Source organism: Pediococcus siamensis (assembly GCF_047220215.1).
In the GTDB taxonomy this organism is placed as follows: domain Bacteria; phylum Bacillota; class Bacilli; order Lactobacillales; family Lactobacillaceae; genus Pediococcus; species Pediococcus siamensis.
On the sequence record NZ_CP178375.1, the window covers coordinates 258507 to 276655 of the forward strand.

The following is an 18149-nucleotide window of genomic DNA, read 5'->3' on the forward strand; positions in this document are numbered from 1 at the left end:
TTGGCACTTTCGAAGAGGCTGGTCGCTATGAGGCGTAAAAGAGGTTTAAAGTGTGCATCATGAGCCGGGAGATTCTAAGCACGCTGCGACTATCACGTAATTTTTAAATAATCGGGACTAAGTTAACAGCAATAGAAATTTATGGATCATGAAGAACTATATTTTTTTGAAAGGAATAGTTCCTTTCCTTAAATTATTTTATTCTTTTTAGAAAGAAGTAAGTAAAATATGCAATATACAAAATTAGGTAACACCGGAATGAAAGTTAGTCGCCTTTGCCTAGGTACCATGAATTTTGGGGCACAGACTGATGAAAAAGAAGCTTTTGCGATTATGGACCGGGCTTTAGAAGCTGGAATTAACTTCTTTGATACAGCAAATGTTTACGGTGGTAATGGTCATAATGGACGAACGGAAGAAATTATAGGAGATTGGTTTGCCCAGGGAAACGAGCGGCGTGAACAAGTTATTCTGGGAACGAAAGTCTATATGAATATGCATAATCCGTTGGATGGTCCCAACGGCCCCGATGGTATTTCTGCTTATAAGATCTACCGTGAACTGAATCGTTCACTCAAACGACTTAATACGGACCATGTTGAGCTTTATCAGATTCACCATATCGTTCCAAATATCAATTGGGATGAGATCTTTGGTGCTCTTGAAAATGTGATTGCCCAAGGCAAAGTTTATTATGTCGGATCCAGCAATTTTAGTGCTCGCGACTTGGTCTTTGCTGCTGGTGCGGCAAAGGAACGGCATTTTCTTGGTTTTGTCAATGAACAAACAAAGTATAGTTTAAATTGTCGTCTCCCAGAATTAGAATTGCTTCCCGCTGCTCAAAAATTGGGCATGGGAGTGACTGTTTGGGGGCCATTGGATGGCGGCATGCTAGCAGGTAATGTGATTGGAGCTAAGACGGGACGTCGTGCGATAATTGCTGATTCGTTAACTGAATATCAAAAGAAGCAGCTTGCAGATTATTCGGCTTTATGTAAAGAGATTGATGAAAAAGAAGCTGATGTTGCACTTGCATGGGTTTTGCAAAATCCAGCAATTACTGCTCCAACAATCGGTCCAAGGACAGTTGATCAATTAAACGATTTGTTGCATATCACTGAAATCGATTTGACACCAGATATTATGGATCGTCTGAACGAGATTTTTCCGGGCCCTGGAGGTGCAGCGCCACAGGCATATGCTTGGTAATTTATAATATAAATCGAGAGTTAGTTATATGCAATGTCCCCATTTAGGTGCTTGTTGGCTACATTTCCAAGCCATGTTGCACAACAACTTAAGCGCCGTAAACCAGATGTGCCGATTTAAAAAATTATAGCAACATTAATAAAAAGCTGAGCTAATCGCGAGTAAATTAGGATTAGCTCAGTTTTAAGGTTTAAAGATTAATAGAATTTAAGCTGATTGTGGACAAAATGCGGCCTGGGTTTTCTTCGCGAATGCCGCCAATTCCGCTGCGTGTTCTGTAAAACCTAGTCTTTTAAACTGTTGAATAGTCTCGGGCGTGCTCCAGGTTTCCGTTTCAATAGAATTCAAAAGTTCTGAATAAAAAGTACCCATCATGCGGTCGTAAGCTTTACGTGGCGTTTGAGCAGACCTCTTGCAAAGTTCGCGCGTAAAAAAGCGAACGTCGGTAAGCTGGCGACGTTCAAAGGCCAGTATAATGCAGTTATTGAGAAAAACGGCGAGATCATTTTGGTAAGTGTCAATTTCGCTGATAATCTGGGTCCGTTTTAAAAGAACAGCAAACGTGCCACGAATATAAGTACTGCTGAAAATATACAAACAATTCGAAAAGAGTGCCATTTCAAAATGCCCCCATTGTTGGACGCGTTCCAAATACCGTTTGACTAGCGCAACGTCTTCAGCGACATCAAAAACAGCGTGCTGATGTTTATGATTCAAAAATAACTTCAATTCAATGGATAGACAACAAAAATAAAAATCGTTGGAATTCTTGTACCGGGTGCGATACTGATGAATACGCTTCATGATTTCCTGATCTGTCCGCTTAACCACATTATCATAGAAGTATTGGGTAATACGTTCCTTTTCAGTGGCTGTGTTGCCGTTAAAGTAAAAGAGATACTCTTGAATTGAGATATTCATGCGCTCTAGGTAGGCAAACAGAATGTCGCTGGAAACGCGCGAGTGATTATTTTCAAAAGTCGATAACGTGGTGCGACTAGAAATGCCTGCTGCCAATTGGGCTTGTGATAGCTGCCGTTCTTTGCGTAATTTTTTAATTAAATCTCCGTGGGTCAAGGTTTGTCCCTCCTTTTGACGAATAACTTGACACAATTATAACCCTTCCGTGTTCCCGGGGTAAGATGAGTTACAAGTTTGGGAGGTGGCGAACATGGAAGAAACTAAAAGAATTTTACTTATCAGCGCATCGAGTCGACAACATTCGAATTCACAAGCTTTGGCGCATCTAGTGTTACAAAACATTGCTTATAAAGAAATCGAACTACGGAAAGTTAGAATTGAAAAAATTACGGATCATCGCGAGGACAACCAGTGGACCGCGAGTACGGATGCTTTTTATCAGCTCATGAAACGGGTGGAAGCAGCGGATCTATTAGTTTTAGCTACGCCTGTGTATTGGTATGGCGCGTCCGCAACACTGATGGCTTTTATTGAACGCTGGTCTGAATTGTTGGCGACCCAGCCTGATTTTCGAACTCGAATGGCAGGGAAAAATCTAATCTTAGTAGTGGTTGGCGGTGATCATCCCAAAACAAAAAGTCTGCATATTGTGACCCAGTTTCGTGAGATTGCTAACTTTTTAAGTTTGCGATTTGATCACGCTTTAATTGGCTGTGCCAATCACGAGAACACCATTACAAATGATACGGATGTCCTTAAACAAGCCGCACTTTTGAATCAGGCGCTACGAGAAAGTTTTCCAACAAAATGAACTGTCTGTAGCAAATAGTTGCTATTCTGATGTTGTTGAAAGTGATTGTTGTTTTGGCATTCATCACAGAACCAGAATGGGGATTAGTGCTGGTTAGTTAGCAAAAAGAAGTGAAGTTGATAGCAACCGGGTCAATTGTATTTTTAGTGTTAATTGCTTTGGTGGTTGTCTGCGTTGTTGGGCTGATTACAGTAACTGTTCTTGTGTCAAAGAAACATAGAGATTAAGCAGGAATCTCTTTTACAAATTTCAAAGAGTCTTTCATAAAATGTGCCATGACAACTAAACATTTTTATGGAAACAAGAAATCTTTTAAAGAGACCATCCTACCTGACAGTTAATAAGAACTCAATCTGGGTTAGAGCAATCTCGCATTTTTTCGTCTCAAGCCGCAAAAGATTGCTAAATCATCAGTTGCTTGTATAATGAAGGCGTATATAAAGCGCTTACAATTGGTGGAAATCTATTGAGGAGAGGTAGATGGAAATTATGATGCCAAAATTTAAGTACCGATTAAGTGGGTTGTTGTTAGGCAATATCTTTGTGGAAATTCTGGTAATTCTGTTTTTTAAGTCGCATGTACAAACACAGATGGCAACGTTGGTTAACTTTTGGGGACACCCGGTGTATGTCTCAACTGTTACCAGCGGAGATCAAGTCAACTTTTTAATGACAATTTTGATTATCTTTTTCTTGGCGCAGATCTTGCTGGGATTGGTGAGCGCCGGTTTTGATAAAAAGCCAGGCGAATTTGTCTTTCAGTTACCGCCAATTTTAACCATGCTAAATAAAAAAGTCGGGCGCTTTTCCCTGCTTGACGGCGTGGTCATTTGGCTAATCGTCCAGTCTTGGGTCTTCATTTTTCTGGGCTTTGCGCTAGCCAACTTAGCTTCGATCGTGGCTGTTTTTGCAAATGTCGCGGTACTGTTGTTTATCGCGGTTGCGGTGGTCAAAAATATCGGTACCCGCGATTCAGAGCTACTGGTGCATAAAAAATAACTTTGGCGAAGTTTTCAAAATAGGTCAAATACCTAAAATTGTGGTGTGCTTCTGAAATTATGTTTTCAGAAATTGGAGCCATGTATTTGAGGGCATTTGGCCTATTTGCATATTTACAAAAACGGTTTGGAAGACTTTTGCCGTACTTGAAATGGCCATTTTAAATTTAATAACCTACGCGCTGTTCTTTGAGGTTTATCGTTTCGATTGGTAAGGATTTGGATATCGAACATGAATGCGATTAGTTCTGGGACTGGTGAGCAGGTGGAAATTTTTTGCCTAGGATTTGGGGCACACCCATTTTTTTGAGCTGGAGTTACTTCAAGGTCAAATGTGTTCACTTGCCATCAGTCCCATTTGGGTTGCCCATCGATTGGTTGATTGCATGCCGGGTGATGTGCTTCGTGGCTTTCTGCTAAACAAATCAATGACAAACTAAAGTTACGGTGTGCTGAAAGCAAAAATAAACTTTATTGATTTTTAGAAAAAGACAGTAAGACGACGGCTAGGCTGAACTTGATAATTCGACCTAGTTTTTTTGATCATTCAGATTTTGAGGCGGTAAAACTGTGGAGAATGGCGAGTGAAATTTTGACCTTCATAAAAGTTTATGACAATTGTCATACTGAAGTCATGACAGACGCGACTGGGCGGACAATAGCAGGCTTGTTATGATAAGCATATGGAGGGATGACATATGCAAACACTGATACAAGCAAAACAACTCAGTTTCAGCTATGGTTCGAAAAAAGTGCTCACCGACATTAATTTTGAAATTTATTCGGGAGAGATTATCGGACTCATTGGAGAAAATGGCGCAGGAAAAACGACCCTGTTGAACATTTTGTTGGGGAGCTACAAAGCAGACGGGCAATTGCACGTTTTTGGCCGCCAACCAGGAAATAAATTGAATAAGGCACTGATTGGGGTTATGCCGCAAAATGATATGCGTCTGCAATCAGTGACGGTAGCGGATCTGTTAACCGAAGTGGCGGCATGCTATGAGACATCGCTCAACCCAAAAGAGGTACTCCGCGATTTACAGTTGAGCGACCTAGCTAGGATGCGGCTGACACGCCTTTCTGGTGGACAGCTGCGCCGGGTCTCATTTGCGATCGCCCTTATTAGCAATCCAGAGGTTCTATTCTTGGATGAGCCGACCGTGGGGCTGGATGTCAATGCACGCCAAGATTTCTGGCGCCGGATAGCTCTACTTAAACAACAAGGAAAAACAATTGTGATTATCAATCACTACCTAAATGAAATTGAAGATGTCGCTGATCGCATTTTGATCATGAAAAATGGTCAGTTTGTTTTTCAGGGTTCCTTGGGTCAGTTGCAGCAAAACTTTCGCCAGGTTAAGATGACTTTTCAAACTAGATTGCCGTTCAGCCATTTTCAAAGCTTACCAGCAGTTATAAAGAGCGATCAAACCGCTGATAGCATTCAGTTAGTTACCACTTCTGAAGATCAGACGTTAGCCGCGTTAAGTACTGATTTACCACAATTACATCATTTGAGGATCGAACAGAAATCTTTGGAAGATATTTTCATAGCATTAACACGAAAGGGGCACACCGATGAAAGCATTCAGAAAGCAACTCGAATTTGATGGCAAACGTCTATTCTTACGCAATTTTTCGTTCTTATTTTTTTCTTTACTCATGCCAGTAGGATTTTATCTGCTTTTTACACGGATTATGTTGGTGGCATCAGGATCGGAACTCCAGCAATTTTACATTCAATATATGGTTAGTATGATCACCTACAGTGGTTTAATCAGTTCTTTTTTCAGTATTGCCACCATCTTACAGCATGACCGCGATCAAGGGCTCACAGAGCTATTAAAACGGACGCCAAAGGGGGAGACGGTATATCTCATTTCGATCGGATTTTGGGGACTAGTGATGGGAGCCGCAGCAGCGCTTGTGATCGGCATTATAGCTGTAACGGTTAATCACGTTGGACTGTCGTTCACACGCTGGGCCGCTCTAATTGGGGCAAGTCTCCTAGGACAGCTGCCTTTAATTCTGTTAGGTAGATTAGCGTCACAAGTCAAACGACCAGAGACACTCAGCCTCGTTTGTAATCTCATTGTTTTCCCGATGGCAGTTGCAACAGGGCTCTGGTGGCCGCTTAATATGTTGCCCGTGTGGGTACAACATGTTGGCAAGTTACTGCCAACTTATTTTACAAATCAGTTATTAGGAAAAGCTGCCTTTGGTGGTAAACTGGAACTGAATTTGATTACGGGAATTGGGAGTTGGTTTCTGATTTCCCTAGCAATTATTTTTGTAAAAAACTGGATTATCCGCAAATGGAGGAAAAGGGTTGAAACAGTCTAAGCGAAAGAAGCGCTTGAAGAATCTTGATTGGGCCAGTTATATTTGGCTAATTTATTTGGTGTACACGCTGATGGTGTATATTCCGGCTAAAAAACTTTCTGATTGGTTTTGGCTAGGTATGGTTGCATTTTTTACGTTGGTTTATATTTTAGTGAATGAAAAACCCCAGTGGCGGCGGGTTACTATTCCGTTAGAATTATTCATTGCTGGTGTGTTCGCCTTATTTGCCTTAAATTATTACATAATTATTTTTCCCGGTTGGCAAATTACAGTTCTTTTGGCCAGTCGTCCAAAAAAGTATTTCTATGAATTTTTGGGCGTTTACTATATTCTTTTATTTACAAGTCTGATTCCTTTTATTCAGCAAAATACGGCTACTTTTCAGGCAGATTTTCAAAATGGATTGATCTTGTTTACGCTTAATTTGTGGTTTCCCATTTCCTCACCCATTTTGTCATATGTCTTTAGCCGTTCCATTTTTCGCCAGCGTCAGTTGCGACAGACCAACCGGCGACTGCGGGCTTTAGTCCAACGCAATGAACGGGAACGAATCGCCCGTGATTTACATGATAACCTGGGACAAAGCTTTTCCATGATCACGATTAAAACAGAACTAGCCCAAAAACTATTGCAAAAGGCGCCTGAGCAAGTCTCGCAAGAATTAGATGACATTGCACAAACTAGTCGGGCAAATTTGCAAATGGTACGGAAAATTGTGAATGATCTGCACCAAAAATCATTAAGTGAAACGCTGTTAGAACAGAGTCGTCATTTAGCGGAAGTCGAAGTTTTTTTGACCACAACTGGCGAAGCAGAGGCTTTAGAATGGCCGACACTTATTCAAAGCAGATTTGCAGCTGCCTTGACCGAAGCCATCACGAATGTCATTCGGCATGCGCATGCCCATCAAGTGCAAATTGAATTCACGACAACTGCACAAATCTATCAAGTGAAAATTCAAGATGATGGTCGGGCGCAGGGACAATTTCAGCGAGCTGGTTCAAACGGTCTACAAGGAATGCGGGCGCGCATGTTGGAAGGCAACGGCGCATTTGACTTGACGCACGACCGGCACGGCACCAGAGTCACATTAACGTTACCGAAGGAGTAAGGCGATGATTACACTTTATTTAGCTGAAGATCAAAGTATGTTGAGTTCGGCACTTACACAGTTATTGGAATTAGAGGATGATTTACACGTTCTTGGCAGTGCGCAAGACGGGCGAACTGCCTGGCAACAGATTCAGATGTTGAAGCCGGATGTGGCAATTCTTGACATTGAAATGCCTGAAATGACGGGGCTGGAAGTAGCTGACCAGATTCAGGATAGTCAACTAGCTACGAAGGTCATTATACTCACAACGTTTGCGCAAAAAGCTTATTTCGAGCATGCTGTAAAGGCCGAGGTAGCTGGCTATTTGTTGAAGGATAGCCCTAGTGATGATTTAATAGCGGCAATACGGCAAGTCATGGCAGGCAAAACCCTGTATGCACCGGCGCTGGTAGTGAATATGTTGTCGGCTGACAGTAATCCGTTATCTAAACGCGAACTCGCCGTTTTGAAAGAAGCGGATAAAGGAGAACCGACCAAAGAAATCGCTGCTGCTCTGTATCTTTCAGATGGCACGGTACGGAATTATTTATCTGCAATTTTTAGCAAATTAGGCGTCCATAACCGCCTAGAAGCCGTTAATGTGGCTAAACAGAATAAGTGGCTGTGAGAAAATAATAGAGAATAGAAAGAAAGCAATTTTTACTTAAACTTTAAGAAACTTCTTAAGATACTTGACTAATGACTAGGAATTGAGTATTTTAGGATTTTTTTTAGATAAATGATAATCATTCTTGGTTGACTGTCAACGCCGATGTGAAAATGTCGTTTTTTGCCGATTAAAAAATGCTGTTTTTTACCGATAAGGTTTACAGTGTCTCACTGCTCCTTTCTTTATTTTGTGAGCTAAAACCTGATAAATCAGGTCCAGAATTATCCTTCTTTTCAATCAAATGATCCTTCATTCGATATGATCGACCGGTGATTCGGATGACTTTAGCGTGGTGAACCAAGCGGTCTAAAATGGCGTTAGCTAACATCTTATCTGAAAAGGTGTTTCCCCACTTAGAAAGCGGAATATTAGTGGTGATAATGGTTGATTTCCGTTCATATCGTCTTTCAATTAGCTGAAAGAACAGCTTAGCACCCACTGACTCAATTGGGAGATAACCAATCTCGTCAATGATTAGAATTTGAAAACGGGCATACCGGCGCAACACTTCTTCGCTTCGTCCTTGAACTTGTGCTGTTTGAAGCTTGTTGATGAGGTCGCTACATCGAATAAACTGCGTTGAAATTCCTTGTTTACACCCTTCAATTCCAATGGCGGTGGCTAGGTGAGTCTTACCGACACCGGAGGTGCCGATAAACAAAATGTTTTGATTCTCTTGGGTGAATCTTAGTGATCCCAAGTCCTCAATTGTCCCTTGGTTAATTCCTGGTTGATAGCTAAAGTCAAAGTCAGCTAACGTTTTTTCATATGGAAAGCGGGCTAGTTTAATTCTCAAATTAATCTTTTTTTGTTCCCGGTATTTAAGCTCAGCCGTTGTCAATTCGAATAAGGCATCACTCAAGGACTTGGGTGCTTCATCTTGATGATCCAATAGGTAGCCTAAATGTTCGGCGAAACGATCTAACTTTAATTGTCTAAGGTTGGTGTATAACGCTTGGTAATTAGCCATTTTCTCACTCCATTTCATCAAACATCTTCAGGTTTCGGTCGACGTAATCATCAATGACTCGGTCATCACGATTCTTATAAAGGTCTGATCGGACAATCTCTTCCATGTCATCGCGAAGATAATTAAATCTTTTCAGTGAAATAGGGTGAGAACGAATTAGTTCTCCGTTATAATAAACGTATAGAGTATTGTCATCGTGTTTAATTTGTACGGTTTCGTCAATATATCTGATGGGGACGGAGTATTTCCGATTTTGAAAGACAATCATTGATTCCTTGCTAACTTTCCTTGCGATGGTTTGGCTGGCATAGGCATCGAGTAAGTCATGATCAAAATCATGGAGATACTCTTTTTCTTTATCAAGCAATAAATAAGGCGGAATTTGAGTCGCCTGAGACTTCTCATGATTCAGCTGATCACACGTCAAATGAACGATCTCGGCTAAGTCTAGCGGCTCTTCAAACTCATGGTTGTAAACTTTAATTCGCTGAGTAGTTCTGGCCAACGCCTCAACCTTTCCTTTGGTTTGTGGCCGAAACGGTCGACAAGCAATTGGCTTGAAACAAGCGTCCTTAGCGTATTCAACGAAGGTTTCATTAAATACCGGCTTACCAAAATTACTTTTATGATGATCGACGACAACCTTTTGGTTGTCAAACCAGATTTCTTTCGGCACACCCCCGGTTGCCCAAAAGGCATTCGTTAAGCAATCAAAAAAGGTAGTTTGGCTGCGACTGAAGGTAAATTGCATGTATTTCATTCGCGAGTACCCTAAAACATATAAGAAGATGTTGCCTTTGACAATCTCTCCATGCCGAGAAATCAATGTTAAGTCTTCTTTCCAATCAACCTGGGCTGAAAGCCCTGGCGAGGTTTCAATCCGGATAGTGGCTTTTTTCGTTGCGGCTTTTCTGATGGTTCGACAATAGTCTCTGAGAATACTTTGCTTTCCTTGATAGCCACGTTCTTTGATAAAGTAATAAATTGCCGTTGCCGAACAGCCTTCTAGAACCTTTTCTTCAATCGTTTTTCGATAATCGTCAAGTTTACTCGGCCGCCGTAAGGGTTGTGGCTGCTCATCTGGGGGCGTGAGCCCTAAATTGTAGTATCTTTTAACCGTTCGCGGATCAACACCATATCGTCGACCAATTTCAGCGAAGTTGGGCTTTATTTTGTTCATAATATATTGCTGGACACACTGTTCAACATCTAAACGCATTTCAGTTCCTCCAAATTTGAGATACGTTTAGTTTACCGTAAAAAAATGTTGGAAAACCGACATTTTCTAATCGGTATTTTCCAACATTTTACAACCGTTGCTGACAGTTGACTAAAGAGTTCATAAATAGCGTTTTAAAAAGTTGATTAGGGGGGACGTTTATGAATAGAGATTGGGTGGCTAAGGTTGGTCTGCCAATCCTGTTAATTTTGAGTAGTTTTGTGCCGCAAAAATATCGGCAGTGAGCTTTCCTAAAGTTTGGGTGGTATCGCTACCTAGTCATTATCCCGTTTTTGGGCATTGTTTTAATTATGTTTTGGCGGCATGCCCGCCCATTTTTTCCAATAATAGGGTTGCGCAGTAGTTGCCATTTTGAGGGACTGGCACACGTTAAAACAGGTAAATAAATTAAAGTGAAACGTGCCATCAAGTAATTTATAGATGGGGCTTTTTGGTAATCATGCCATTGGTAAAAATATGAACTCATTTGGTGAGAATGATATCCCTGTTGTTCAGAAAGCGCTTCAACTACGCTATAATAACAGTGGAAGGTGATCGCATGAAAACAATTCTGATTGTTGAAGATAATGATGAAATGCAGCAATTACTACAAAAGGTCTTGGCTAACAATTATCAAATCCGCAGCGCTTATTCAGGAACAGAAGGTCTGTTGCTGTTTAAAGAAAGCACAGTTGATCTGGTCGTCTTGGACCGCATGCTACCAGGGAAAAGCGGCGATGAGGTTTTAAAAGAAATTCGCACGCAGTCACAGGTACCGATCATCATTTTGACAGCCTTGGATGCTCGTGCCGATGTGGCTAAGTTATTGTTGGCAGGGGCGAACGACTACGTCACGAAACCATTTGATATTGAAGAATTGCAAGCCCGCATTCGGGTGCAATTGCGCGATCACGTAAAGACGAGTGTCCCCGCGGCAACTCGGTATAAAAATATCAACTTATTACCCGCAACCTTTTCAATTAGTAACGGTGATGAGACCGAACTTCTAAAGAAAAAAGAATTCGAAATTTTACAGACATTATTCACACATCCCAAACAGATTTTTACCAAAGAACAGTTGTATCAAACGGTTTGGCATGAAGCATATTATGACGATGACAATACGATGAATGTACATTTGAGCCATTTGCGCAAGATTTTACAAAAACTAGATCCGCAAAACGACTATATCGAAACGGTCTGGGGAATCGGGGTAAAACTCGCATGAAAGTTTTGATCGTGGTCTGTGGCCTCCTGTGTCTGGTTTGTGGATACTTGTTGTTTATATTAATTGATGTGAGACGAGTGATTAACCAACTTGATGAAATCAGTCAAGACCCGACAAATAAGGAATTGAGCTTGCATTCGCAAAATCGATTGGTTAAAAAGTTAGCCCAGAAAATTAATTTACTTTTGAATAAACATGCCAAAAGTGAACAGCAGCTGTATCAATTGAAAAATGAACAGGATGTGGCTATTCATAATATTGCACATGATTTGCGCACGCCTCTCACGGTGGCCAGTGGCTATACCCAGGTGCTGTTGCACGAGCAGGCGTTATCAACTGAAGATCGAGAAAGTTTGGCTCGGATTGAACAAAATTTGAACAGTGTCGCAAAGCATCTGGATTTGTTGCTGATGTACAATCGGCTAAATGAGCATGAAATAGCGCTTCATTGGCAACGGGTGAACATTACGAAAATGCTGCAAAAAATGGTTTTAGGGATGTACGAGGCGTTTACGTCGAAAAAAATTGAACTGAATTTAAATATTCAGTCCAATTGTTGGTGGGTTGTGGATCGTGAAGCCTTGCAGCGGATATGCCAAAATCTTCTGGGGAATATTTTACAGCACGGCACGACGGCTGCCAAAATCACCTTACGTGGCAGCGAAAATCAACTGGAAATGAAGTTTGAAAATCAGTTAACCGTACCGATCAAAAATCCGGAACGATTGACAAACCGATTTTACACCGAGGATCTCGCCCGGCAATCGAAAAATGCGGGGTTGGGCTTATACATTACCGAAAAACTAGCCCAACTCATGATGGGGAGTGTGACCATTACCACACAGGGGACGACCTTTGCAGTTACCCTGAAATTTACCAAACAAAGCTTGTGAATTTTCACAGGTTTTTTTGTTTGAAAACGCTCAGAGCCAGTAAACCGAAAATGAGGATGGTCCCGCCAGCTGTCAAAATAGATAGTGCCATCGTGTGTGATGAAAAGTGGGTAAAAAAAGCGGAATCAATAGTATTTTGAAAATCAAAATACTTGAGCCAATCCACTTTGCTGAAAATAACACGAATCACAGAAACAACGATGGGGAAAAGAATGGTGGCGACCACCGCGGTGATAGTGGAAAAAGTCCAAAATAAGATTAGAATCGAAACGGCGAAAATGGCCAACATCAATAGTAATTGCAAGGAAATTGTTTGGGCGAGTTTTAAGCCGAATTTGGCAGTTAATTCGCCGAAGCCATTTTTTAATCCGGACCCTAAAAAGACGGTGACATAATATAAAATGAACTGTAGGCAAACAATGACTAAAAAAACAGCGTACTTGGAAAAAAAGTAGTTGGTCCGAGTCATGCCACTGCTTAACAAGTTCTTGTACGAAAGTCGCGAGAATTCAAATCCGGTGGTCATGATAAACAACGGTAAAATTAAATAAATCAGAAAACTCACCATACTTGTCATTAATTTTGTGGCGCGACCTGCTGTCCAAACGAGGTTAGCTTGTTGAAAATTCTGCAGGTCCTGGGGATGCGTGCCAACACTGCCTAACGTTCCCGTCAAGATGGAAGTTAAAACAAGAACCACTAAGACAGTTTCGGTAATGTAAAATCCCTTTGAGTGTTCCAACCGGTAAAGGTCACCGCGAATCATATTAAACATGGTGTTCATCTCCTGTCTCATCAAGCAATTGTTTGAAATATTGTTCTAAGTTAAGTCCTTCACGCGTAATGGTGGATAACTGGACATGATGATTAATAAGATGCTCTGCAATGACAGCATTAGCCACATCCAGTTGGTAAATATGAATCAGGTGATCGTTGACCACTTTGAAGTCCGTACAGCCGAGTTGCCGTAATACATTGGTTGCTAAATCAGGATTATCGACTTCAAGTTTGATGAATTCTCGGCTTTGTTCTTCGAATTCTTGCTTGGTGATCTCTTTGATAATCATGCCGTTATTGAGAATGCCAAACCGGGTGGCAAGGTGATAAAGCTCTTCAAGAATATGACTAGAAATTAAAATGGTCATTTGCTGGGTCTGGTTGAGTTTTAACAACAATTCGCGAAATTCAACGATGGCAATGGGATCCAGGCCATTAATCGGTTCGTCGAGGATCAGAAAGTCCGGCTTATTGAGCAGAGCGATGGCTAGTCCCATTTTTTGTTTCATACCAAGGGAAAAATCTTTGAATTTCTTTTTGCCGGTAGTGTCTAAGCCGACAAACTTCAACGTTTCATCGACTGCGTTTTTATCGACCACCCCGTGAATCTTACTGTAATAAATCAGATTCTGGCGGGCATTTAATTGATCAACGGCGACTGGCGATTCAATGATACTGCCGGTGCGCCGCAATTGATGAATGTAGGTGGTGCCCTTAGTAGCGCCGAAGAGGGTAATGGTTCCGGTGGTGGGCTGGATGAGCTTGATAATTGATTTCAAAATGGTAGTTTTACCGGCACCGTTACGCCCGATCAACCCATAAATTTCACCGCGCCGGATCGTGAGGTTGACGTCTTTTAAAACAGTTTGCCGACCGAACTTTTTGGATATGCGGTCAAGTTTTAAGATGGTTTCCATGATTGTGGCCTCCTTTTGTTTTCTAACCTCAGTATGGCGGGTATTTCTTAATAAGACGTTAAGTAAAATATTAACTGTTTCTTAACTGAAAAATTGATAAACGTATTTGAACAGAGTAATGAACATGAATCTAATTCGATGATGAAAGGGGTGGCGTTTTGCAAAATAAAGATGTTATTTTGGGACTTTTATATAAATCAGAACGTACCGGCTACGAAATTAATGAAGTATTTAAGAAGTGGCCGGAACTGACGGTAAAAGCATGGTGAGCGAAAGGCTTTGGACACTTCATTCTAATTGACAGTGGTAGATTTTTAAAATTTACATGCGGTCGTTACGAAACGTGCCATAGCTCACATCAATAAATTAGTGAAAGTGATAACACAAGCTAAGATTAGTTCTGATATAAAATGATTATTCTCATTTTATGTCAGAACTTTTTGTTTACACTGAAAATGAAATTAAAACTACCCATAGTCTCTGCTGGTCGCCCGCAATCGCTGAACCGCACTTAATGCAACGAAGGCTGAACGAATCATTCGGCTTCTTAGGTTATGCTCAGCGTTAAAGCTCTTTTTTATTTCTCTTTTTAGATCAACGCAAAACGTTTTATGTTTCACAAAATCCAAAAACTTGTAACATTTCACGCCTTAAATTCGTATGATAGGTGTAGGGAGGTGAGCGGTATGTTCAGTGATGAAGAATTGTTTGAAAAGGTTGTGCGCACAGATGATCAAAATGCTTTTGAAGAACTCGTCATCAGATACCGGCTCCCTGCAACGAGGTATGTGGCTAAACTCATTCATGATAATGCCTATGCGGAGCATTTATCACAAAATGTGTTTGCCAATATCTACTTTAAGCGGAAACGGCTTTATCCGATTCCACATTTTAAAGCCTACCTATTTAAAGCGTTAAAGAATCAAAGTATCGATTGGCTGCGCAAGACACAGCGAATCCAAGAACTTGACATTGAAACGATCACAATTCCGATGGAAGAAGTTCAAGCAACAGGGTATTTAAAGGAACTCAAGACTCACTTGCCAGCAAAAGATTATCAGCTGGTGATGCTGCGCGGTTACTACGGATTTTCGTTCAAGGAAATTGCCCAGCTGATGCAGCTGTCACCGGGAAACGCTAGAATCAGATGGAGCCGCCTGAAATGGAAACTGAGGGGGATAAAGGAATGAAAAAGAATCGTGAAGATCAGAATTATCTCATTCAGATGTGGCACAAAGTCGACCAACTAGAATTAGAAGCACATGCACAAATGATCCGCAAACAAAAACGACAACGAGTGTTCAATTGGGGAGTTGCTTTGTTTGTGATCGTCGTAAGCTTGGGATTGATTTTAGTAAAGGCCAACTTTGCCGTTATGATTTTGAGTCAGTGCCTGTTAATGCTGTTGTGTTGGAGTTGGGATTTTTATCATGACCAAAGGGGGAGACGGCACTATGACCGAGGTACAAATCACAGGATTAACCAAAAGTTTTAACCACAAAATGGTACTCAAGCAACTTGATTTTACACTGACTAATGGGGTAGTCGGTCTGTTGGGGCGCAATGGTGCTGGCAAGACAACTTTGATGCGGATCATCGCAACTTTATTGACGAAAACTTCGGGGCAGATTGTCATTAATGGTCGCACGGATTTGAAGGTGCGGCAAATTCGGACGATGATCGGGTATTTACCCCAGAACTTTCAATTTTATCGCAACATGCGGGTGCAAGATGTTCTGATTTACTTAGGGTTGTTATCAGAAATCGGCCCGCGTGAGTTAAAGCCACGGATCGAAAAGTTATTAACACGGTTGAATCTCACCAAGCACCGCCGTTATCGAATGAAAGAATTGTCCGGTGGCCTCAAGCAACGGGTCGGAATTGCCCAAGCACTCTTAAACGATCCACAGATTCTGATTGTGGATGAACCCACGGTGGGATTGGATCCCGAAGAGCGGGATAATTTTCGTCATTTAATTGGCAACTTAGGGCAAAAACGAATTGTGATTTTTTCGACTCACATTGTGGAAGATATTGCGGAAATCAGTGATCAGTTGTTAATTCTAGAAAAAGGAACATTACTGTTTAAAGGCCCAACACGGCAGTTCGCACCGCACCAAAAAGAGCTGGAACCCAAGTACTTAGCTGCGATTCGAGGTGGAGATGATGAAAGCTTTTAAGTATGAAATACAGTTGCTAGTTAAAAATCTCACCTTTTTAGCGTTTGTGCTGGTCGTCTTTGCGTTCTACTACACGCAGTACCAAAGTTACGTGAATGTGCAGATTACTAATGCCCGCGAAAATGAGCCGTATACATCGTTAAATTACTTTATGAAGCCGACGTCGCAAGCAAAAGATTTTGGTCAATCGTTTCGGCTCGGCCGGCCACGATGAGCACCGCGCTAGAAAATTTGCAGGCAGATTACAAACAAAATACGTATCAAACCTACCCATTTTTATTTGAAAAAATTGTCCATCTGCGGAAAGCGGATAATCTTCAAGTGGCGAAAATTTACCAACGCTTGACCGGTAAAAAAATAACGCAGCCATTACCTACCCAGGTTGCCCGCACAAAGCTTACTTTTCGAAATTTTAAACGTGGGATGGCGCAAGTTGACCGGGTGATCGGCGGAAATTCGATTTATCAGCCGACCAAACTTCAAGACAGCTTTGGCACAGGCAAGGCATTGACCTATCAAACGGCGGTGAAAGCGTATCACCAAAAACTCAAAGCGGATCAGCTCAGCCGCGGTTTTGCGCGTCAGTTCAGTGACTACCTTGGCATTGCCATTTTGTTATTTAGTGCTTTTCCAATCATTTTGTACTTCTCAAAAGCAAGCCGCGAACACAGTGAAGATGTACTGGCCGTTCGCTCCTATCCTACCTGGCGTTATTTAGGCAGTAAATACATTGTGGCAGTGGGGACAATATATGTCTTGCTGTTATTGCTGGCAATTTTTCCCACAGTCCAAATCGGCAGCATGGGCCACTTTTTAAACGTGACGGTTGATTACTGGGCCTTTTTTAGAACAGTTACCTTGTTTATTTTGCCGACCCTAATGGTGATTGCAGCCTTGGCGCTTGTCCTTCTCCAGGTATTAAAACCAATTGTGACCCTGGCTATCAGCCTGATATTCAGTTTTGGGACGCTGGTGACTACCAACATTAACGGTTACTCAACGGCCTCTCCGTTAATTCGGTTTAACATCGGTGAGAATTGGTCCTTATATGCGCAGCTCCGTTCCGCCATCTACTTAAATCGGTTCGTATATGTGGTCATCAGTATAGGGCTCTTTGGTATAGCAGTGTATTTGAGAAATCGGAAGCGGGGGTGGCTAAAATGATGGTTAGTCGCTGGCTACGCATTCTCAGGTATCAGCACCAGATCTGTGTGAAATGGCAGGTTCTGGCTGTGGCGTTTTTGTGGCTGGGAATTCCGTTCATTGTGAGTCTACCAGAAATTGACACGGGGCAAGGGGCTATGGTCACGGAATTTTATGTCAGTCTGATCGGATTTATACTTGTTGGCACCGTTAATTTAGCAGAAGCCAATAGTGATTTTGAGGAACTATTTCGCAGCAAGCCAATTTTTGGTGCTCAAATTTATGTACTGCGGGTGATCTGGGGGCTTTTATTGACGGCTGGGCTCATGGTTGGTTGGGCAGTCGTCCTCCACCATTTCAATCGTACAATCGGCATTTTTCCCTATGCGATTGGTGGGTTGGCGACGGCATGCTTATGGGGTTCCGTTACCGCTGGCGTGGCGCTGATCAGTAAAAATGGCTACCCTGGTTTGTTAACTGGGCTAGCCGTTTATACTTACGTGCTGTTGGGGATGTCTCCCAAAACGGTTTGGTACCCCCTAGCCTTGCTGGGGACACCTGCACAACTGATTCCCAAGTCATTAGTTGTCTTAGGGGCGAGTCTGGGTGTATTGGGGATTACCTTGGGGGTGGCATATTATCGCGATAATTGAATGGCTTACCATGAGAGTTCAAGAACTTCTCCTGAAAACTTATCCCTTTAATAAGTTGGTGGAGAAAAATCAGAAAAAAGGGTTTCAATTTTATACTTAATTTTGCCAACATCCGTTCGTG

At 41.8% G+C, this 18149-nt stretch carries 20 protein-coding genes; 15 read left to right on the forward strand and 5 right to left on the reverse strand.

Annotated features, from left to right (window positions below; all coding sequences use genetic code 11):
- Positions 1–228 precede the first annotated feature (228 nt).
- Positions 229–1209, forward strand: coding sequence for an aldo/keto reductase (locus ACLJJ6_RS01230; RefSeq protein ID WP_412989656.1), 981 nt, complete (start codon positions 229–231; stop codon positions 1207–1209).
- A gap of 207 nt (positions 1210–1416) precedes the next feature.
- Here the strand turns inward: ACLJJ6_RS01230 and ACLJJ6_RS01235 are convergent, their stop codons facing one another.
- Entirely contained in the window at positions 1417–2286 is an 870-nt protein-coding gene (locus tag ACLJJ6_RS01235; protein WP_412989657.1) for a helix-turn-helix domain-containing protein, read from the reverse strand.
- A gap of 94 nt (positions 2287–2380) precedes the next feature.
- Here ACLJJ6_RS01235 and ACLJJ6_RS01240 point away from each other — a divergent pair, with 94 nt between their 5' ends.
- The 6 genes from ACLJJ6_RS01240 to ACLJJ6_RS01265 all read left to right on the forward strand — a co-directional run bounded on the left by ACLJJ6_RS01240 (position 2381) and on the right by ACLJJ6_RS01265 (position 8006).
- Positions 2381–2941 carry a flavodoxin family protein gene (locus ACLJJ6_RS01240; RefSeq protein ID WP_412989658.1) on the forward strand — a complete coding sequence of 187 codons (561 nt, stop codon included), beginning with the start codon at positions 2381–2383 and terminating at the stop codon, positions 2939–2941.
- Positions 2942–3421: 480 nt separating this feature from the next.
- The gene (locus tag ACLJJ6_RS01245) at positions 3422–3940 is read left to right on the forward strand and encodes a hypothetical protein (protein ID WP_412989659.1); all 519 of its coding nucleotides are present in this window, start codon (positions 3422–3424) and stop codon (positions 3938–3940) included.
- Between the two features lie 697 nt (positions 3941–4637).
- Positions 4638–5552 (forward strand): ABC transporter ATP-binding protein, encoded by a 915-nt coding sequence (locus tag ACLJJ6_RS01250; protein ID WP_412989660.1) that lies wholly within the window; start codon positions 4638–4640, stop codon positions 5550–5552.
- Positions 5521–6285 carry an ABC transporter permease gene (locus ACLJJ6_RS01255; RefSeq protein WP_412989661.1) on the forward strand — a complete coding sequence of 255 codons (765 nt, stop codon included), beginning with the start codon at positions 5521–5523 and terminating at the stop codon, positions 6283–6285. Before ACLJJ6_RS01250 ends, ACLJJ6_RS01255 begins: the two co-directional genes overlap by 32 nt.
- A 70-nt stretch (positions 6286–6355) precedes the next feature.
- Entirely contained in the window at positions 6356–7396 is a 1041-nt protein-coding gene (locus ACLJJ6_RS01260) for a sensor histidine kinase (protein WP_412990405.1), read from the forward strand.
- Positions 7397–7400: 4 nt separating this feature from the next.
- Positions 7401–8006 carry a response regulator transcription factor gene (locus tag ACLJJ6_RS01265; protein WP_412989662.1) on the forward strand — a complete coding sequence of 202 codons (606 nt, stop codon included), beginning with the start codon at positions 7401–7403 and terminating at the stop codon, positions 8004–8006.
- A gap of 199 nt (positions 8007–8205) precedes the next feature.
- Here the strand turns inward: ACLJJ6_RS01265 and istB are convergent, their stop codons facing one another.
- Both istB and istA read right to left on the reverse strand, forming a co-directional pair.
- Entirely contained in the window at positions 8206–9036 is an 831-nt protein-coding gene (gene istB / locus ACLJJ6_RS01270; protein WP_412988384.1) for an IS21-like element helper ATPase IstB, read from the reverse strand.
- The gene (gene istA / locus ACLJJ6_RS01275; protein ID WP_260210390.1) at positions 9023–10237 is read right to left on the reverse strand and encodes an IS21 family transposase; all 1215 of its coding nucleotides are present in this window, start codon (positions 10235–10237) and stop codon (positions 9023–9025) included. Before istA ends, istB begins: the two co-directional genes overlap by 14 nt.
- Before the next feature lie 559 nt (positions 10238–10796).
- Here istA and ACLJJ6_RS01280 point away from each other — a divergent pair.
- Positions 10797–11465 carry a response regulator transcription factor gene (locus ACLJJ6_RS01280; protein ID WP_412989663.1) on the forward strand — a complete coding sequence of 223 codons (669 nt, stop codon included), beginning with the start codon at positions 10797–10799 and terminating at the stop codon, positions 11463–11465.
- A complete protein-coding gene (locus ACLJJ6_RS01285; RefSeq protein ID WP_412989664.1) occupies positions 11462–12358 on the forward strand; it encodes a sensor histidine kinase in 897 nt (298 codons plus the stop codon). Before ACLJJ6_RS01280 ends, ACLJJ6_RS01285 begins: the two co-directional genes overlap by 4 nt.
- A 4-nt stretch (positions 12359–12362) precedes the next feature.
- On the opposite strand, the gene ACLJJ6_RS01290 is transcribed toward ACLJJ6_RS01285, so the two are convergent.
- Positions 12363–13133, reverse strand: a complete 771-nt coding sequence (locus ACLJJ6_RS01290; protein WP_412989665.1) for a hypothetical protein — start codon at positions 13131–13133, stop codon at positions 12363–12365.
- On the reverse strand, positions 13126–14052 hold the full coding sequence (locus ACLJJ6_RS01295; RefSeq protein ID WP_412989666.1) for an ABC transporter ATP-binding protein: 927 nt from the start codon (positions 14050–14052) through the stop codon (positions 13126–13128). Before ACLJJ6_RS01295 ends, ACLJJ6_RS01290 begins: the two co-directional genes overlap by 8 nt.
- Before the next feature lie 686 nt (positions 14053–14738).
- On the opposite strand from ACLJJ6_RS01295, the gene ACLJJ6_RS01300 reads away from it, so the two are divergent.
- From ACLJJ6_RS01300 to ACLJJ6_RS01325, 6 genes are read left to right on the forward strand one after another with little or no spacing between them, the layout of a single operon-like run.
- A complete protein-coding gene (locus ACLJJ6_RS01300; RefSeq protein WP_412989667.1) occupies positions 14739–15242 on the forward strand; it encodes an RNA polymerase sigma factor in 504 nt (167 codons plus the stop codon).
- Entirely contained in the window at positions 15239–15547 is a 309-nt protein-coding gene (locus tag ACLJJ6_RS01305; RefSeq protein WP_412989668.1) for a hypothetical protein, read from the forward strand. The genes ACLJJ6_RS01300 and ACLJJ6_RS01305 overlap by 4 nt, the downstream gene beginning before the upstream one ends.
- Positions 15507–16232 (forward strand): ATP-binding cassette domain-containing protein, encoded by a 726-nt coding sequence (locus ACLJJ6_RS01310; RefSeq protein WP_412989669.1) that lies wholly within the window; start codon positions 15507–15509, stop codon positions 16230–16232. The genes ACLJJ6_RS01305 and ACLJJ6_RS01310 overlap by 41 nt, the downstream gene beginning before the upstream one ends.
- The gene (locus ACLJJ6_RS01315; protein WP_412989670.1) at positions 16219–16446 is read left to right on the forward strand and encodes a hypothetical protein; all 228 of its coding nucleotides are present in this window, start codon (positions 16219–16221) and stop codon (positions 16444–16446) included. The genes ACLJJ6_RS01310 and ACLJJ6_RS01315 overlap by 14 nt, the downstream gene beginning before the upstream one ends.
- A complete protein-coding gene (locus ACLJJ6_RS01320; protein WP_412989671.1) occupies positions 16443–17396 on the forward strand; it encodes a hypothetical protein in 954 nt (317 codons plus the stop codon). Before ACLJJ6_RS01315 ends, ACLJJ6_RS01320 begins: the two co-directional genes overlap by 4 nt.
- Positions 17393–18028, forward strand: a complete 636-nt coding sequence (locus tag ACLJJ6_RS01325; protein WP_412989672.1) for a hypothetical protein — start codon at positions 17393–17395, stop codon at positions 18026–18028. Before ACLJJ6_RS01320 ends, ACLJJ6_RS01325 begins: the two co-directional genes overlap by 4 nt.
- The last annotated feature ends 121 nt before the right edge of the window (positions 18029–18149 follow it).